The following is a 17,090-nucleotide window of genomic DNA, read 5'->3' on the forward strand; positions in this document are numbered from 1 at the left end:
GAGCAGCCCGGCGGCCAGGGCCCGCGGCACGCCGCGCACGGCCGCGGCGCCCCTCGCGCGCGCCAGCGTCACGAGCACCAGTGCGACGGCGACGGCCATGCCGACGGCGTTGCCGACGCCGAGCGCCGCGACGACCCACTGCCGGTCGACCGACAGCACCAGCGCGACCTCCGCGACCATGACGACGCCCCAGCCCACGACCACGGCGGCCGCGCCCATCCGTCCCCGGTGGCACGCGTACAGGACGCGGCCGAGGTGCGCGACGAGCCCGTAGCCGAGGAGGCCGGGCGCGAACGCGAGCACCGCGCGCGACAGCACCTCCTGCTGGTCGGGGTGGCCGGGGTTGAACACCGCCGCGGCGGGGACGGCGACGGCGGCCAGCGCGGCGGCCCCCAGGCACGACACCAGGATCACCGCGCGGGTGGTGGACGCGGTGACCTGGTCGAACCGGGCGTGGTCCGCGGCGCTCATCCGGGCCGACAGCAGGGGGAACGCGCTGGTGGCGATCGGCACCGCGAGAATGGCCCACGGCAGCAGGTAGATCGCCCACGCGTACTGGTAGTTGGCGAGCGCGCCGCGGGTGCCCTGCGAGCTGAGCCGGACGATCAGCAGCGTCGCCAGCTGCTGCGCCGCGACCGTCGCGATCCCGGCCGCCGCGAGCCGCCGCACCCGCCGCGCCACCCCGTCCGGGAAGCGCAGGGTGGGCCGCAGCCGCAGGCGCAGCCGCCACGCGGCGACCGCGGCCGTGGCGGCCATCGCGACGCCGCCGAGCGCCGTGCCGATCGCCAGCGTCAGTTCGGCCCCGAGCGGGAGCCCGGCCAGGTCGTTCTCGAAGCCCCGGCCGAGCGGCGCGTAGACGACGTAAGCGCCGATCACCACGAGGCTCGACACCAGCGGCGCGAGGGCGGGCGCGACGAACCGGCGGTGCGACTGCAGCAGCCCGTACAGCACGACCGCGATCCCGTACATCACCATCTGCACGGACTGGATCGCCAGCATGTCCCCGCCGACCCGCACGACGTCACCGCGCGAGCATCCCTGCGGGTTCTCGGCCACCGCCAGCTCCATGAGGGGGTGGGCGAACAGCGCCATCAGCGCCGACAGGGGCACCATCAGCACGACGATCCAGGTGAGCAGCGCCGACCCGGTCCGCCGGACCTCCTCGCGGTCGCCGCGCTCGGCGGGCCCGGCCAGCACCGGCACGACCATGCTCGCGAGCGCCCCGCCCGCGACGATCTCGTAGATGCTGCTCGGGAGCTGCGTGGCGCTGAAGTACGCCTGGCTGAGGCACGAGGTGGTGACGGTCTGGGAGAAGGCGTAGGTGCGTCCGAACCCGGCGAGCCGCGCCAGCACGGTGATGACCGCGATGACGACGGCGGCGCCGGCCAGCCCGCCGGTCAGCCGGCGCATGCCCGGCCGCCGCCGGTCGGGCGGTGGCGCTTCGGATGGGGGCACGGTAGGCGAAGGCACGCTCGTCGAGATCTGCGGGGGGCGTCCGGCGGGCTAGGCGGGGTCGGCGACGCCGTCGCCCGCCGGGTCGGCCTGCGGCGGGACGGCCGGGCGGTACGCGTCCTCGGTGTCGGGCTTCCCGCTCTCCCGCTCCCCGGTCTCCCGCTCCGCCGCCTCGGCGGGGGCCGGGGCGGGGACGGCGGCCGGCCGGCGGCCGAGCATGTCGACCCGGTTCAGCACCGGGTTGCCCGCGATGACCTTGGTGAAGCTGACGAACTCGCTGGCGGCGTTCAGCCCGGCGATCCCGGCCAGGACGGCGAGCCGCGGCCCCCGGCCGAGGCGGGTCGCCGCGAGGCCGAGCAGCGCGCCGAGCGCGTTGGCGCCGGTGTCGCCGAGCATGGCGCGCTCGCCGAGGTCCTCGGGCAGCAGCGCGGCGGCGGCGCCGAGCGGCGCGGCGACCACGGCGGAGCCGGAGCGGGTCAGCGCCAGCGGCGTCCCGGCGAGGAGGCCGACCTTCACGGCCCGCCCGGGGCGCAGGTCGAACAGGTTCATCAGGTTCGCGGAGCCGGCGATGAGGGCGCCGTTGACGAGGGTGTCGAACGCGCGGCCGGTGCGGGTCGGGGCGGGAGAGCCGGCGACGGCGGCGGCGGCCAGCCCGGTCGCGCCGATGCCGAGGATCTTCACCGCGCCGCTGGTCACCTCGCCGCGCGCGAGCGCGGTCAGGTGGCCCTTGAAGCCGCGGGAGGACGCCGACCCGGCGAGGTCGTCGTAGCCGCCGAGGGCGCCGGAACCGGCGCCGGCCAGCAGCGCGGCGGCGCGGAGCCGGGCGGCGGCCTCGGGGGCGAGCAGCCCGGCCGCGGCGGCGCCCGCGACGAACGCGGGGCCCTCCAGCAGCGTGACCGGCTCGCCGCGGTGGTTGGTGCGGCCCCAGACCTGCTCGCCGGGCAGCCCGTTCAGGCCGGGCGGGCGCCGCGTCAGCGCGGTGTAGGCGGCGCGGGCCGCCACCGCGCCGAGGCCTGCGCCGGTCGCCAGCCGCGTGCTCCTGGCGATGCCTCGTCTCATCAGGTCACCCGTTCTTCGCCGTGGGCGCGGGCGAGGGCAGGTAGCCGTTCGCGCCGGCGCCCGTGCCGTACTGCCCGGACTTGCCGCCGATCTCGTTCTGCAGCGCCAGGATCGTGACGACCTGGCCGGCCGCGGTGTCCACCACGTCGACGGTGGAGACCGAGTCGGCGGCGTCGGAGTCGCGCAGCGCCGCGATCAGCCCGCCCTCCTGCGCGGAGGTCGGCGGGCCACCGACGACGGTACCGCGCCCGGCGCCGTCGAGTGCGGAGGCCAGCGAGATCAGTGCCTTGTTGTCGTCGCCTCCGCCGGCGTAGGCGTAGGGGGCGGCGGGCGCGACCATGACGGCGAGGGTGGCGTGCTGTCCGGGCTTGCCGCTGGTGGTGACGTATCCGGCCTGCTTGAAGCCGTTGAGGACGGCGCCTCCGGCGGCGTCCTCGCGGCCGGACCTGGCGGGGTCCTTGGTGACGAGCGCGCCCGCGAGGACCGCGCCGGCCTTGCCGTAGGCGCCCGCGTTCTCCGGGAACTTCACGTCGTCGGCCTTGAGCTGCGTGGCGAGCTCGTCGACGGTGGTCTGCTGGTCGTCGTCGAGGAGCTTCTTCTGGATCGTGACGCGCCCGGTGACGGCGGCGCCGGAGTCCTTCGCCAACCGGCTGATCTGCTCGATGCTGTCGTTGCCGGCGCCGGGCGTCTCGATCAGCACCACGGACTGGCCCTTGAGCCGCTCGGCGACGATCTGCGGCGAGAGCGCCTGGGTGAACTGCTCCTCGCCGTCCAGCTGGCGCCGCAGGTCGCGCTGCGCGAGCCGGGCCTGCTGGGCCGTCTTGGCGGCCGAGTTGGCCTGCTGGCGCAGCGTGTCGCTCACCGAGTTGGACAGCGTGGTGGAGCCCAGCACGATGCCGAGCGCCAGCGCGAGGAAGATCGCGACGATGGAGACGAGGTGGTAGCGGAAATCGATCACGTGAAGAGTCCGGTCAGCCAGAAGAGGAAGGCGTGCCAGCGGTCGGCGAGCAGGGGACTGATGACGTCCCCCGCCGGGGACATGGCGACGGCGGTGACGATGGCGATGAACGCGCCGAGGACGAGGAACAGCAGCGACCAGGTGGAGATCCGGCTGCGGTAGAGCCTGCTGACGCCCTTGGCGTCGACGAGCTTGCTGCCGACGCGGAGCCGGGTGAGGAACGTGCTGGCCATGCCGGCGCGCCCCTTGTCGAAGAACTCCTCCATGTTCGCGTGCGTTCCCACCGCGACGATCAGGGTGGCCCCCTTGTCGTCGGCGAGGAGCATCGCGATGTCCTCGCTGGTGGCGGCGGCGGGGAACACCACGGCGTCCTTGCCGAGCTCGTGCACGCGCTTCAGGCCCGGCGCGCGGCCGTCCCGGTAGGCGTGCACGACGAGCTCGGCGCCGCAGGTGAGCGCGTCGTCGGAGACCGAGTCCATGTCCCCGACGATCATGTCGGGGCGGTAGCCGGCCTCCAGCAGCGCGTCGGCGCCGCCGTCCACCCCGATCAGCACGGGGCGGTACTCGCGGATGTAGGGGCGCAGGGTCGCGATGTCCTCGCGGTAGTGGTAGCCGCGCACGACGATCAGGGCGTGCCGGCCGGAGATCCGGGTGGCCACCTCGGGGACGCCGACGCCGTCGATGAGCAGGTCGCGCTCGCGCTTGACGTACTCCATCGTGTTGGCGACGAACGCCTCCAGCTGGGAGGCGAGACCGGCCTTGGCCTCGGTCAGCGCCTCCTCGATGGACTCGGCGGTCTGCTCGGTGCCCTTGGCGACGACCTCCTCGCCCCGGTGGACGGCGGGCCCCTCGACGCGGACCTGGTCGCCCTCCTGCAGCTTGCTGAAGATCTCCGGGCCGACGTCGTCGAGCAGCGGGATGCCGGCCTCGATGAGGATCTGCGGCCCGAGGTTCGGGTACCGGCCCGAGATGCTGGGCGCGACGTTGACGACGGCTCCGACCTCGCGCGACACCAGCGCCTCGGCGCTGACGCGGTCGAGGTCGACGTGGTCGATCACCGCGACCTCGCCGGGCTGCAGCCGCTTGGTCAGGTCCTTGGTGCGGCGGTCGAGCCGCACCGTGGCGCTGATCCCGGGCCGCCCGTCGTCGCGGCCGCGGCCCAGCGTGAGAACGCGCCGCGGCAGCCTCTGGGCCAGCCGGACGCGTCTCTCTGCGGTGGGTGACGACTCGTTCATCAACTGCCATCCTGCCAGAGCACGGGAGCGGACGCCGGAAACGCCGACACTCCAGGCGTGTCCGTTCGCGCACTCTCTGTAATCTTTGCCGGAGCGGGGGGCGGCCCGCCGCGGCCCCGGCGTGTCGACTGATCTGCGGGCCCGGCCGCCGCTAGCGCTCCTCGGCGGCCATGGCGAGCAGCTCCTCGGCGTGCGCGCGGCCGAGCTCGGAGTCCTCCAGGCCGGCCAGCATCCGCGACAGCTCCCGGACGCGGCCCTCCCGGTCAAGGGCGGTGACGCCGCTGCTGGTGACGGTTCCGTCGTCGGACTTCTCCACCAGCAGGTGCTGGTCGGCGAACGCGGCGACCTGCGGCAGGTGCGTGACGACTATCACCTGGGCGTTGCGGGCCAGCCGCGCCAGGCGCCGCCCGATCTCCACCGCGGCCTTGCCGCCGACGCCCGCGTCGACCTCGTCGAACACGAAGGTCGGGACGGGGTCGGCGCCAGCGAACACGACCTCGATCGCCAGCATCACGCGGGACAGCTCGCCGCCCGAGGCGCCCTTGTGCAGCGGCAGCGGCGGCGACCCCGGGTGCGGGGCGAGCCGGACCTCGACCTCGTCGACGCCGTGCGGACCGTAGTCGCCGGTCGGGGTGACGGAGACGGCGACGCGGGCGTGCGGCATCGCCAGCGCGGTCAGCTCCTCGGTGACGGCCTCGGAGAACCGCTCGGCGGCGCGGGTGCGGACCGCGGTCAGCTCCGCGGCCTCGGCGGCGAGCCGCTCGGTGAGCTCGGCGTGCTCGGCGCGCAGCTCGTCGATGCGGTCGTCGTCGCCCTCCAGCTCCGCGAGGCGGGCGGCGGACCCGCGCGCCCACTCCAGGACCGCGGTGACCGTGCCTTCCGTCCCGCCGTACTTGCGGGTCAGGGCGGTCACCTCGGCGCGGCGCTCCTGGACGGCCGCGAGCCGCGCCGGGTCGGCGTCCACGGACTCGGCGTAGGACGCCAGGTCGGTGCCGACGTCGGCGACCAGGTAGCCCGCCTCGGCGAGCCGGTCGGCGAGCGCCGCGAGCTCGGGGTCGTGGTCGCGGACGGCGTCCAGCGCGTTGCGGGCCTGGCCGAGCAGGCCGGTCACGTTCGCGGCCTCGAACGCGGCGGCGGGGTCGCCCAGCAGGGCCTCGTGGGCGGTGTCGGCGGCGCCGCGCAGCGCGTCGGCGTGCCCGAGGCGCTCCTCCTCGGCGGCGAGGTCGGTGTCCTCGCCGTCCTTGGGGTCGACCTTCTCGATCTCCTCCAGGCCGAAGCGGAGCAGCTCGGCCTCCTGGGCCCGCTCGCGCGCCCGCGTGGTCAGCTCCTCCAGCAGCGCGCTGACCTGGCGGTGCCGCTGGTAGGCCTTGGTGTAGGCGCGCATCGGCTTGGTCAGCGCGCCGCCCGCGTACCGGTCGAGCGCGCCGCGCTGCCGCGCCGACTGCAGCAGGCGCTGCTGGTCGGACTGGCCGTGCACGGCGACCAGGTCGTCCGCCAGGGTGATCAGCACGCTGACGGGGACGGACCGGCCGCCGAGGAACGCGCGGGAGCGGCCCTCCGCCGACACCGAGCGCGTGACGATCAGGGCGCCGTCGTCCAGCTCGCCGCCGGCGTCCTCGACCCGCTCGACCACGCGGCCGCCGGGATCGACGACGATCCGGCCCTCCACCGTGGCGCGTCCCGCGCCGGGCCTGACCCGCTGCGGGTCGGCTCGGCCGCCGAACATCAGCCCGAGGCTGGTGACCACCATGGTCTTGCCCGCCCCGGTCTCCCCCGTCACCACGTTGAAGCCCGGCGACAGATCGAGCACGGCCTCGTCGATCACACCGAGGCCCTGGATCCGCACCTCATCGACCATCGGACGCACCAGCGTCACAACCCTCCGCAACCAGATCCCCGATCAGCGCCTGTGGAGATTATCCCCTCTGCCCGCCCGCCGCCTCCCCGTCCGCCCCCGGGGGCGCGCTCTGCGGCGGGAAGCCGGGGCCCGGGTAGCCGGCGATGCCGCCGGCCGCCGGGGCGTCCCCGACCTGGGAGTCCCCGAGCGGCGGGGACGGCCGGGACGGCTGGCGGACCCGCCCGCGCCAGCCCGTCACGGGCAGCCCGAACTTGGTGACCAGCCGGTCGGTGAACGGGGTGAGGTGCAGCCGCGCGAGCCGCACCGGCTCGGCGCCGCGGCGGACCTCCACCCGCGCGCCGGGCGGGAGGTCGAGCGTGCGGCGCCCGTCGCACCACAGCACCGCGCGGGGCGTGTCGGGCAGTACCTCCACCGCGACCGACGAGCGCGGCGAGACCACCAGCGGCCGTGCGAACAGCGAGTGCGCGCTGAGCGGAACGACGAGCATCGCCTCCACCTCCGGCCACACGACCGGGCCCCCGGCGGAGAACGCGTACGCGGTGGAGCCGGTCGGGGTGGCGCACACCACACCGTCGCAGCCCCAGTTGGACAGCGGCCGGCCGTCGATCTCGGCGACGACCTCCAGCATCCGCTCCCGCTCGGCCTTCTCGATGCTGGCCTCGTTGAGCGCCCACGTCGTGCCGAGGACGGTGCCGTTGCGGCGGGCGGTGACGTCGACGGTCATGCGCTCCTCGACGTCGTAGCGGCGGGTCACGACCCGGTCGACTGTGGCGGCGAGGTCCTCGCGCTCGGCCTCGGCGAGGAACCCGACGTGGCCGAGGTTGACCCCGAGCAGCGGCGTGCCGGAGCTGCGGGTGAGGTCGGCGGCGCGCAGCAGCGTCCCGTCGCCGCCGAGGACCATGACGACCTCGGCGTCGTCGGCGGCCGCGGCGGTGCTCGGCATCACCTCCACGCCCGCGCAGCCGATGTCGTCGGCCTCGCCGTCCAGGACCCGCACGCAGATCCCGGCCTCGCTGAGCCGCTCGATGACCAGCTGCGCGCTGCGGACCGCCTCGGGCCGCCCGGTGTGCGCCACGACCAGCACCGACCTTGTGCTCATGCTCTCGCCCCACTCCCCGACGCGCCCCGGCGTGCGGACGGCTGGACGAACGCCCCCGCGCGGGACGTTCCCGGTTTCGACGCCCTCTGTACGCGCGGTGCGCCCTGTACGCGCGGTGCGACGCTCACTGCGGACCCTCCGCGATCGCCTTCGCCAGGGCCTCCTCCTCCAGCGGCGGGGCATCCGCGCGCAGCCACAGGAAGTACTCCACGTTGCCGGACGGCCCCGGCAGCGGGCTCGCGGCCACCCCGAGGACGCCGAGGCCGAGCGTCGCCGCGTGCTCCGCCACGCCGCGCACCGCGTCGGCGCGCAGCAGCGGGTCGCGGACTACCCCGCCCGCGCCGACCCGGTCCTTGCCCACTTCGAACTGCGGCTTCACCATGACCGCGTAGTCGGCCTCGGGGGTCGCGCACCGCCGGACCGGCCCGAGGACGAGCTTGAGCGAGATGAACGACAGGTCGCCGACGACGAGGCTCGGCGGCGCGCCGTCGAGCATCCCCGGCTCCAGGTCGCGGATGTTGACCCGCTCCAGGACGGTGACCCGGTCGTCGGTCCGCAGCGACCAGGCGATCTGCCCGTACCCGACGTCGACCGCGTACACGTGCTGCGCGCCGGCGCGCAGCAGGACGTCGGTGAACCCGCCGGTGGAGGCGCCCGCGTCCAGGCAGACCCGGCCCCGGGCGTCCAGGCCCGCGAAGGCCTCCAGCGCTCCGGCGAGCTTGTGCCCGCCGCGCGAGACGTACTCCGGGCCGCCGCCGTCCTCGGCCACGACGATCGCGGCCGCGGCCTCGACCTGGGTGGCCGCCTTCGCCGCGGTCTGCCCGCCGACGCGGACCCGGCCGTCGCCGATCAGCTGCCCGGCCTGCTCCCGCGACCGGGCCAGCCCGCGGCGCACCAGTTCGGCGTCCAGGCGTCGCCGGCTACTCACGGGGGCGCAGGGCGTCGGGGAAGGCGGGCCGGGGCGGTGCGGGCCGCTCGTCCTGCCCGGCGGCGGCGAGGAGCTCCTGGAGCCGCTGGTGGACGTCCTCGAAGACCTCCACGTGCGCGGCGACGGGCCGCCCGCCGAGCTCGCCGAGGAGGGCGACGGCGGCGTCCACGCGCGGGTCGCCGGTCGGGTCGGGCGGCGGCGCGGCCGGGAACTCCGGCTCCTCCGCGGCCTCGTCGGACATCACGTTTACCTCCCAGTGCTCCCGGAGCGCACGCGACGAGTCGCCTCCGGCTCACCATGAACGCTACCGTCCCTGAACGACATCGATGCCGGACGAACGGGGAACGGCCTGACCATGGCGAACGAGGAGGAGTGCCGTGCGGCGCTGGAGCGCGTCGCCGCGCGCCTGGCCGAGGTGGACGCCGACCGGCTCGCCGAGCACGTCGTCGAGCGCACGATCAGCTGCCGGGTCGCGGACCTCGGCGTGGCCTTCCGCAGCCGGCTGCACGGGGGCGGCCTCGACCCGTTCGAGCTGGACGAGGACCCCGGGGCCGCGCAGGTGCGCCTGACCGTGGACAGCGACGACCTCGTCGCGATGGCCTTCGACGAGCTGAACCCGGCCAAGGCGTGGAGCGCCGGCCGCCTGAAGATCGAGGCGAGCATCTTCGACCTCCTGCGGCTGCGCAAGCTCCTCTGAGCGGCGTCCGGCCCGCCCTCCGCCCCCGGTCCGGGCCCGGTCCTCAGAGCGAGAGCGTCTCCAGGGCCGCGGTGAGGGCCTCCGAAGGCGGCGGCTCCTCGGTCTCCCAGGCGGCGGACGCGAGGGCGCGGAGGCCGTCGTAGGGGTCGCCGGATCCGCTGAGGGCGAACGCGTCTCCGTCGCGGCGCGCGGTCCAGCCCCCGCACCGGTGCGCGCCGTCCTCCCTGACGGTCTCCGGGTGCGGGACGAGGAGACCGGACAGGTCGGGTGCGAGGTAGGTGGGGCGCCGGTGGGGCGGGGCGGTGAGCGCCTGGAGGTGGCCGGTGACGCCGGTGAAGACCAGGAGGCTGTCGGCGCCGCCGTTGTAGGCGCCTTCGATGTCGGTGTCGAGGCGGTCGCCGACCACCAGCGGGCGCTCGGCGCCGGTGCGCAGGATCGACTCCTGGTGCAGCGGGCGCTCGGGCTTGCCGGTGACGATCGGCTCCACGCCGGTGGCACCGCTGATCACGCGGAGGAGGGCCCCGTTGCCGGGGTGGGGAGGGCCCTCGCCCCCGGGGATGGTCAGGTCGCCGTTGGAACCGACGAACAGCGCGCCCAGGGCGACCGCCTGGGCGCCTTCGGACAGCAGCCCGTACCCGAGGTCGGGGTGGTAGCCCTGCACGACGGCGGGGGGACGCCCGGCCGCCGTCGACACCGGCCGCAGACCCCGCTGGTAGAGGGCGTGGCGCAGCCCCATGCCGCCCACCACGAGCACCTCCGACCCGGCGGGCAGGCGTTCGGCGAGCAGCCGGGCGGCGGCCTGCGCGGAGGTCACCACGTCCGACGCCTCGGCGGGGACGCCGACCTCGGTGAGCAGCGCCGCCACCGCCGACGGCGTCCGCGACGCGTTGTTGGTCACGAACGCCAGCCGCTGCCCCGCCGCGCGCGCCTTGGCGAGCGACTCCGCCGCGGCGGGGACGGGCCGGCGGCCGACGTAGACGACCCCGTCCAGGTCGAGCAGGGCGACGTCGTACGCCTCGCTCAGGGGACGGTCGCTGCCTTTCATCGCGCTCCTCATGCCTGCGATCGTACGGGGGTTGTTACCAACGGGTAAGGGGCGGGTCAGCGCCGGGCCGCGAGAGTGGCCCTGGCGTGCCGCAACGCCCGCGCGTAGTCCGCGTTCTCCGGGCGCATGGCCGCGGCGAGCGCGAGATGCTCGACGGCGGCCTCGAAGTCGCCCATCCGGCTGAGCGACAGCCCGAGCCCGAACCGCGCGTAGTCCTCGGCGGGCTCCGCCTCCACGATCCCGCGGAAGCTCTCGGCGGCCGCGCCGAACTGCCGCGCCCCGAACTGGGCGCGGGCGAGCGCCTCGCGGATGCTGTGCGACTGCGGCTCGGCCTCGGCCGCCCTGGCCAGCAGCTGCAGCGCCGCCGCGGCGCTGCCCGCCCGCAGCAGCTCCAGGCCCCGCGTGTACCACTCGTAGACCCCGCCCTGCGGCGAGTCCGCATGCTCGCCCGGGTCGGCGCCTGGGGAATCCTCCGGCCGTCCGGGTCCTTGAGTACTCATGTGGACCTCCCCTCGGACATCGATCAGTACGACCGTACCCGCCGCGGCGCCGGACGCCCTCCGCTGAATAGCATGCCCAGCGTGGACGACGACCTCTCCTCCGCCCTCGACCCGGAGGAGTTCAGCGCACGCGTCTTCGGGACGGCCGCGCCGCGCACGGGCGCGGGCCTGGAGCTGGCCCCGTTCCGCGGCGTCCGCTTCGTCCCCGAGGTGGCCGGCGACCCGGCGTCGGTGACCATGCCGCCCTACGACCTGATCGACGAGGCGGCGGCGCTGCGGCTGCTCGCGGAGGGCGGCCACAACATCATCAGGCTCAACCTCCCCCGCGCCGCCGGGGAGACCTACGACGCCGCCGGGCGGCGGCTGCGCCGCTGGCTGGACCGCGGCGCGCTCGCCGTCGACCCCGAACCGGCCCTGTACGTCTACGAGGCGGCCCGCGGCGGGACCGTCCTGCAGCGCGGGCTGATCGGCGGCCTCGGGCTCCGCGCGGAGTCCGACGGCGTCGTGCTGCCGCACGAGAACGTCTTCCCCGGCCCGGTCCGCGACCGGCTCGCCCTGATGGCGGCGGCGAACGCCAACCTGGAGCCGATCTTCCTGGTGTACGAGGGCGGCGGGGACGCGGCCGACGTCGTCGACGGAGCCGCGGCCGGTGCCCCGCTGATGGAGTTCGACGCCGACGACGGGCTCACCCACCGCCTGTGGCGCGTCACCGACCCGGACCTGCACGCGCGGGTGGCCGCCGACCTGCGCGGCAAGCAGGCGCTCATCGCGGACGGCCACCACCGCTACGCCACCTACCGCGCGCTCCAGGCGCGCCGCCACGCGGCGGGCGACGGCCCCGGCCCCTGGGACTCCGGGCTGGCGCTGCTGGTCGACTCGACGCGCTACCCGCCGCACCTGGGCGCCATCCACCGCGTGCTCCCCGGGCTCCGCCCGGACGCAGCGCTGGACAAGGCCGGCCAGGTCTTCACCGTGACCGGCTTCGCGGCCGAGGACGCGGCTCTGGACGCGCTCGCCCGCGCCGAGGGCCCCGCCTTCCTCCTCGGCGGCGGCGACTCCCTGCACCTGCTCACCGGTCCCGATCCGGACGCCCTGCGCGAGGCCATGCCGTCCGAGCACTCCCCCCGCTGGCGCGCGCTCGACACCGCCGTCCTCGACCATCTGCTGATCGGCGGGGTGTGGGGCGTCCCGGAGAACGAGAACGCCATCGAGGTGGTGCACGACGACCCGTCCGCGGCCATCGCCCGCGCCCGGCGCAGCGGCGGGACGGCCGTGATCCTGAACCCCCTCAGGGTCGAGGACGTGCTCGCGGTCGCGGGCGGCGGCGAGCGCGTGCCGCGCAAGTCCACCTCGTTCGGTCCCAAGCCCCGCACCGGCCTCGTCCTGCGCCTTCTCGACCGGGACGGCCCGCAGGAGCCATGATCGGGGGATGGACACCACGACCACGATCACGCCGCTCGGCGGGGACGTCTACGAGATCGACACGCGGATGGCCGGCTACACCGGCATCACCGCCGGGTACCTGATCCTGTCCGACCGGCCCTGCCTGGTGGAGCCGGGCACGTCCGGCTCGGCTCCCGTCGTCCAGGCCGCGCTGAGCGAGCTGGGCGTGGGTCCGGACGACCTGGCGAGCGTGGTCGTGACGCACATCCACCTCGACCACGCGGGCGGCGTCGGCGACATCGCCGGCATGTACCCGCGCGCGGAGGTCGTCGTCCACGAGAAGGGCGCCCGGCACCTGGCGGATCCGTCCCGCCTCATGCGCAGCGCCCGCATGGTCTACGGGGACGGTCTCGACACCCTGTTCGGCGAGCTGAAGCCCACGGACGCGGCGCGGATCCGCGCCGTCGAGGACACCGGCGCGGTCGACCTCGGCGGCGGGCGGCGGCTGGAGTCGCACTACTCCCCCGGCCACGCCAAGCACCACGTGGGGCTGGTCGACTCGCGGACGGGCGACCTCTACGTGGGCGACGCCGCCGGGATCTACATCCCGGAGACGGCGGACGTGCGGCCCGCCACGCCGCCCCCGGACTTCGACCTCGACGCGGCGCTGGAGTCGATCGGCCGGTTCCGGTCGCTGGGCCCTGAGCGGCTGCTGTTCGCGCACTACGGGCCCGTGCGGGAGGTCGAGGAGACGCTGGAGCGCTCGGCGGAGGAGCTGCGGATCTGGGTGGACGCCGTCAAGGACGCCCGCGACCAGGGCCTGGACCTCGACCACGCCGTCGCGATGGTCGTCGACCGCACCAGGGACCGGTACGCGTCCATGAGCGACGACGTCGATCCGGAGCTGGCCGCCAAGTACGAGATCCTCAACAGCGCTGAGAGCAACGTCGCCGGCATCATGCACGCCCTCGGCCGGCACGCCTAGGGCCCGTCAGCGGCGGAACGGGCCGGTCACCTCGAAGGTGTAGCCGTCCGTGCCCGCGACGAACCCGCTCTTGCCGCGCTGGGACGAGAAGTACAGGCGCGACCCGTCGGGGCTGAACGCCGTCCCGGTGATCTCCGACTCGTCGTGGCCGAGCACGCGCAGGAACGGCGTCACGATCCCTTCGGCGGTGATGAGGTTGATCTCCATGTTGTCGCCGTCCTCGGCGACGTAGAGGTCGCCGGACGCCGTGGCGGTCACCGCGTCGACCCCGTGCAGGGGCGCCTCGCCGCCGGTGACGAGGTCGTCGTCGTAGGCGATGTCCAGCCGCGCGGCGGCCGCGTCGTACGCCCAGACGCGGTTGTCGCCCTTGGTGGTGAAGTAGCAGACGCCGCGCGTGTAGTAGCAGCCCTCACCGCCGTGGAAGCGCATGGCGCCGTCCACCTGGTCCCGGGTCGGTGTGAGCCACACCTGCGGGTTCGGCACCTTCGCCCACTGGACGGGGCCCGTCCCGGAGCCCACGAGCACTTCGAGCGTGCCGGACGACAGGTCGCCCCAGGTCTGCGGCCGGAACCGGTAGAAGCAGCCGTCCGACTGGTCCTCGGTGAGGTAGACGACCTTGCGCTCGGGGTCGGACGCCGCCGCCTCGTGCTTGAAGCGGCCCAGCGCCGGGCGGGACACCGCCCCCTTCTGCCCGCGCGGGTCCGTCTCGTGGACGAGGCCGAGGTCGTGCTCCTCGCACGACAGCCACGTCCCCCACGGCGTCGCCCCTCCGGAGCAGTTCAGCGAGGTCCCGTTCAGGATCCGGTACGCCGACGTGACCTTCCCGGAGGCGTCGAACCGCATCGCCGACACCCCGCCGACGGCGGGCACCTCCGAGTTGCTGACGTAGATCCAGCCGTCCCCGTCGCGGAAGCACGCGCCCCCGTCGGGGGCCGGATGCCACGTGTACCTCGTCCCTTCGACGCGCTGGAGCGAGCGCGCCACGACCCGGCTGGTGAAGCCCTGCGGCAACAGCACCCCGTTGCCGTCCGCGGACAGCAGCGGCCCGTACGGGCTCGGTCCGGGCTGCGCGGGCCCCGATGCGAAGGCCCGCTGCCACAGGGCGCCGGAGAAGGCGGTCGTCCCGCCCGCCACGGCGGCGGCGCGCAGGAACGTGCGTCGGTCCAGGGGCATGGCAACTCCAAAGAGTCGGTCTCCGCCGGACGTGTCCGGCGACCCCCCGAACGGCGCGGTCCCGTGAATATCCGGGAAACCTACCCGCCAGTCAAGTAGCGGAGGTCAGTCCGCCTGCGGCCGCTCCTCGTCGACCTGCTTCGGCTCCAGGAAGACCGCCGGCGCCTCGGGCGCGCCCTCGTCCGGCGCGTCCGGCGCCTCGGGCTCGGCGGCCCGGAACGCGATGTCGGTCGCCGACGCCTCGACGGGCTCCGGCTCCTCCGCCTCGGCGGGCTCCGGCTCCTCCGCCTCGGCGGCTTCCTCCACCGGCGCCTCGGCGGCTTCCTCCACCGGCGCCTCGGCGGCTTCCTCCACCGGCGCCTCGGCGGGTGCCTCCGTCAGGACGCCGTCGGCGTCCTCTTCCTCTTCGGTGTCGAGGATCTCGAGGCCTTCGAGCTCGGCGTACCGTTCGGCCGCGTCGGTGTCGCCGTCGCGGTCGGCCGCGGCGGCCCGCGCGAACCAGTCGGACGCCTCCTCCTCGCGCCCCGCCTCGACCAGTGCGTCGGCGTAGGCGTAGAACAGCCGCACCGACCACGGCCGCAGCCGCCGGTCGCGCAGCTCCGGAATCTGCAGGGTCACGACGGCCGCGTCGTGCTGGCCCATGTCGCGCCGCACGCCCGACTCCACGATGCGCAGCTCCACGCGCTCCGCCGGGTCGAGCTTCTCCGCCTCCGGCGACTTGATCACGTCGAGGGCGCGTTCGGGCCGCCCGAGACCGCGCTCGCAGTCGGCCATGACGGCCAGGTAGGAGGAGTCACCGGCGCCCAGCCGCCGCGCGGCCCGCAGCTCGGCGAGCGCCTCCGCCCACTCCTCCGCGTGGTAGGCCGCGATCCCGGCGGCCTCCCGAACGATGCCGACGCGGGACGCGAGCCGCCGCGCCGCCTTCGCGTGCCGGTAGGCCTGCTCGGGCTCGTCCTCGGCGAGGCGGCCCGCCATCACCAGGTGCCGCGCGACCTTCACCGCGAGGTCCTTCGGCAGCGTGCGCAGCTCCTCGCGCGCCTCCACGTCCAGCTCGTCGCCGGTGACGTCCTCGGGCAGCAGCGGATCGTCATGCTTCGGCGCGGGACGCTCACGCTCCTCGTACCGCGCCGACCGGGCTCCGCGGTCGCGAGGCGGCCCGTAGGAGCGTTCTCCGTCCTGCGGACGCCTCGGTCCACCGCGACCCTTGAACGGCCTGTCACGCTCTCCTGGACGTCCTTCACGCTTGCCTTCGAAACGCCGCCCGCCCGGACGACGCTCCTCACGCTCATCGCGGGGCCCCCTGAACGGGCGATCCTGCGGACGCCCCTGGGAGCGACGCTCACCCTGGCCGCCGCGCCCCTGGAATCCTCCGGGACGCCCTTCCCGGCGCGGCCCGCCACCGCCCTGACCCGCGCGAGGCGCACGGTTGTCAAAGGAACGGCCTTCGCGACGCTCGCCGCCCTCACCAGAAAAGCGGTCGTCCCTGCGTTCGCCGCGAGGACCGGAGGAGCGGTTGTCTCGACGCTCGCCGCCCTGACCGCCGAAACGGCCCTCTCGGCGCTCGCCCTGACCGGAGAAACCGCCTTCCCGGCGCTCACCACGAGGACCAGAGAAACGGTTGTCCCGACGCTCACCCCGCGGACCGGAGGAGCGATTGTCTCGACGCTCGCCACCCTGGCCAGAGAAACGGCCTTCCCGGCGCTCACCCTGCCCCGAGAAACCGCCTTCCCGGCGCTCACCACGAGGACCAGAGAAACGATCGTCTCGACGCTCACCGCGCGGACCGGAGAAGCGGCTGTCCTTACGCTCGCCACCCTGACCGTAGAAACGGTCGTCCCTGCGTTCGCCGCGAGGACCGGAGGAGCGGTTGTCTCGACGCTCGCCGCCCTGACCGCCGAAACGGCCCTCTCGGCGCTCGCCCTGACCGGAGAAACCGCCTTCCCGGCGCTCACCACGAGGACCAGAGAAACGGTTGTCCCGACGCTCACCGCGCGGGCCAGAGAAGCGATTGTCTCGACGCTCGCCACCCTGACCGCCGAAACGGCCCTCCTTGCGCTCACCGCGCTGACCAGAGAACCGGTCGTCCTTGCGCTCGCCGCGCGGGCCGGAGAAGCGGCTGTCCTTGCGCTCGCCGCCCTGACCGCCCTGGCCGCTGAAACGGCCCTCTGGGCGGCCCTCGCGGGACTCGGGACGCCGCTCATCGCGGCTGTCGTCGGAGCGCTTGAACGGACGGCCCGGCTTGCGGTCGTCGCGCTTACCGCGCGCGTCCCGTTCTTGCCTGTCACCAGGGCGACCACGTCCGCCCTGGGAGCCGCCGGCGCGGAACCCCCCGCTGCGGGGGCCGGCGCTCTTGCGAGCCCCGGGCCCTCCCTGGCCGCCGCGGGCATCGCCCCCACGACGGGCCGGCGTGTCACGCCGCCCGTTGCCGCCTCGCCGGTCGCGGCTGTCGTCGCTTCGGCCGTCCTCTTCCGCGCTCATCACGTCCGTCACTGTTCTTGGTGGTTCGGTGGAGTCTTCAGCCTACTTCGGCCGACCCGCGACATGCGTCGAGGGCCGCCCCGGAAATTCCAGGGCGACCCTCGACCAATTCATGTCCGGCGGCGTCCTACTCTCCCACACGGTCTCCCATGCAGTACCATCGGCGCTGAAGGGCTTAACTTCCGGGTTCGGGATGGGACCGGGTGTTTCCCCCTCGCCAAAACCACCGAACGTCTCAAC

Annotated in this window: 15 protein-coding genes, 1 rRNA gene and 1 pseudogene; 3 read left to right on the forward strand and 14 right to left on the reverse strand. The window is 74.8% G+C overall.

From position 1 onward, the window contains the following. The 8 genes and pseudogenes from murJ to ABD944_RS41375 all read right to left on the reverse strand — a co-directional run. A partial coding sequence (gene murJ / locus ABD944_RS41340) for a murein biosynthesis integral membrane protein MurJ (RefSeq protein WP_345187525.1) occupies positions 1-1,410 on the reverse strand: 1,410 nt, incomplete at its 3' end. Positions 1,411-1,503: 93 nt separating this feature from the next. Next, positions 1,504-2,511: a hypothetical protein gene (locus tag ABD944_RS41345; RefSeq protein ID WP_345187527.1), complete on the reverse strand. Its 1,008-nt coding sequence runs from the start codon at positions 2,509-2,511 to the stop codon at positions 1,504-1,506. A gap of 4 nt (positions 2,512-2,515) precedes the next feature. Then, positions 2,516-3,469, reverse strand: a complete 954-nt coding sequence (locus ABD944_RS41350) for a copper transporter (protein WP_345187530.1) — start codon at positions 3,467-3,469, stop codon at positions 2,516-2,518. Beyond that, positions 3,466-4,704, reverse strand: coding sequence for a putative cytokinetic ring protein SteA (gene steA, locus ABD944_RS41355; protein WP_345187533.1), 1,239 nt, complete (start codon positions 4,702-4,704; stop codon positions 3,466-3,468). Before steA ends, ABD944_RS41350 begins: the two co-directional genes overlap by 4 nt. Before the next feature lie 151 nt (positions 4,705-4,855). After that, the gene (gene recN / locus ABD944_RS41360) at positions 4,856-6,562 is read right to left on the reverse strand and encodes a DNA repair protein RecN (RefSeq protein ID WP_345187535.1); all 1,707 of its coding nucleotides are present in this window, start codon (positions 6,560-6,562) and stop codon (positions 4,856-4,858) included. A 208-nt stretch (positions 6,563-6,770) separates the two neighbouring features. Further along, positions 6,771-7,661 (reverse strand): annotated as a pseudogene (locus ABD944_RS41365) (NAD kinase); the annotation flags it as partial. Positions 7,662-7,785: 124 nt separating this feature from the next. After that, the gene (locus ABD944_RS41370; RefSeq protein WP_345187538.1) at positions 7,786-8,589 is read right to left on the reverse strand and encodes a TlyA family RNA methyltransferase; all 804 of its coding nucleotides are present in this window, start codon (positions 8,587-8,589) and stop codon (positions 7,786-7,788) included. Then, positions 8,582-8,830, reverse strand: coding sequence for a hypothetical protein (locus ABD944_RS41375; protein ID WP_345187541.1), 249 nt, complete (start codon positions 8,828-8,830; stop codon positions 8,582-8,584). The genes ABD944_RS41370 and ABD944_RS41375 overlap by 8 nt, the downstream gene beginning before the upstream one ends. Before the next feature lie 114 nt (positions 8,831-8,944). Here ABD944_RS41375 and ABD944_RS41380 point away from each other — a divergent pair, with 114 nt between their 5' ends. Continuing rightward, a complete protein-coding gene (locus ABD944_RS41380) occupies positions 8,945-9,286 on the forward strand; it encodes an SCP2 sterol-binding domain-containing protein (RefSeq protein ID WP_345187543.1) in 342 nt (113 codons plus the stop codon). A 43-nt stretch (positions 9,287-9,329) separates the two neighbouring features. On the opposite strand, the gene ABD944_RS41385 is transcribed toward ABD944_RS41380, so the two are convergent. Together ABD944_RS41385 and ABD944_RS41390 are read right to left on the reverse strand one after the other, a co-directional pair. Next, positions 9,330-10,331, reverse strand: a complete 1,002-nt coding sequence (locus ABD944_RS41385) for an HAD-IIA family hydrolase (RefSeq protein ID WP_345187561.1) — start codon at positions 10,329-10,331, stop codon at positions 9,330-9,332. 56 nt (positions 10,332-10,387) lie between these two features. Continuing rightward, positions 10,388-10,831 (reverse strand): tetratricopeptide repeat protein, encoded by a 444-nt coding sequence (locus ABD944_RS41390; RefSeq protein WP_345187546.1) that lies wholly within the window; start codon positions 10,829-10,831, stop codon positions 10,388-10,390. Between the two features lie 72 nt (positions 10,832-10,903). On the opposite strand from ABD944_RS41390, the gene ABD944_RS41395 reads away from it, so the two are divergent. Both ABD944_RS41395 and ABD944_RS41400 read left to right on the forward strand, forming a co-directional pair. After that, positions 10,904-12,253: a DUF1015 family protein gene (locus tag ABD944_RS41395; protein ID WP_345187548.1), complete on the forward strand. Its 1,350-nt coding sequence runs from the start codon at positions 10,904-10,906 to the stop codon at positions 12,251-12,253. A 7-nt stretch (positions 12,254-12,260) separates the two neighbouring features. Beyond that, positions 12,261-13,199, forward strand: coding sequence for an MBL fold metallo-hydrolase (locus ABD944_RS41400; RefSeq protein WP_345187550.1), 939 nt, complete (start codon positions 12,261-12,263; stop codon positions 13,197-13,199). A 6-nt stretch (positions 13,200-13,205) separates the two neighbouring features. Here ABD944_RS41400 and ABD944_RS41405 read toward each other — a convergent pair whose 3' ends face one another. The 4 genes from ABD944_RS41405 to rrf form a co-directional block, all read right to left on the reverse strand. Beyond that, on the reverse strand, positions 13,206-14,372 hold the full coding sequence (locus ABD944_RS41405) for an alkaline phosphatase PhoX (protein WP_345187553.1): 1,167 nt from the start codon (positions 14,370-14,372) through the stop codon (positions 13,206-13,208). Between the two features lie 105 nt (positions 14,373-14,477). Beyond that, on the reverse strand, positions 14,478-15,416 hold the full coding sequence (locus tag ABD944_RS41410) for a hypothetical protein (protein ID WP_345187556.1): 939 nt from the start codon (positions 15,414-15,416) through the stop codon (positions 14,478-14,480). Continuing rightward, complete coding sequence (locus tag ABD944_RS41415; RefSeq protein ID WP_345187558.1) at positions 15,368-16,432, reverse strand: hypothetical protein; 1,065 nt, start codon at positions 16,430-16,432, stop codon at positions 15,368-15,370. The genes ABD944_RS41410 and ABD944_RS41415 overlap by 49 nt, the downstream gene beginning before the upstream one ends. Before the next feature lie 532 nt (positions 16,433-16,964). Then, positions 16,965-17,081 (reverse strand): 5S ribosomal RNA (gene rrf / locus ABD944_RS41420). Positions 17,082-17,090: the final 9 nt, after the last annotated feature.

The sequence above is a fragment of the Actinomadura verrucosospora genome (genome assembly GCF_039540335.1).
GTDB classification, from domain to species: Bacteria; Actinomycetota; Actinomycetes; order Streptosporangiales; family Streptosporangiaceae; genus Spirillospora; species Spirillospora verrucosospora.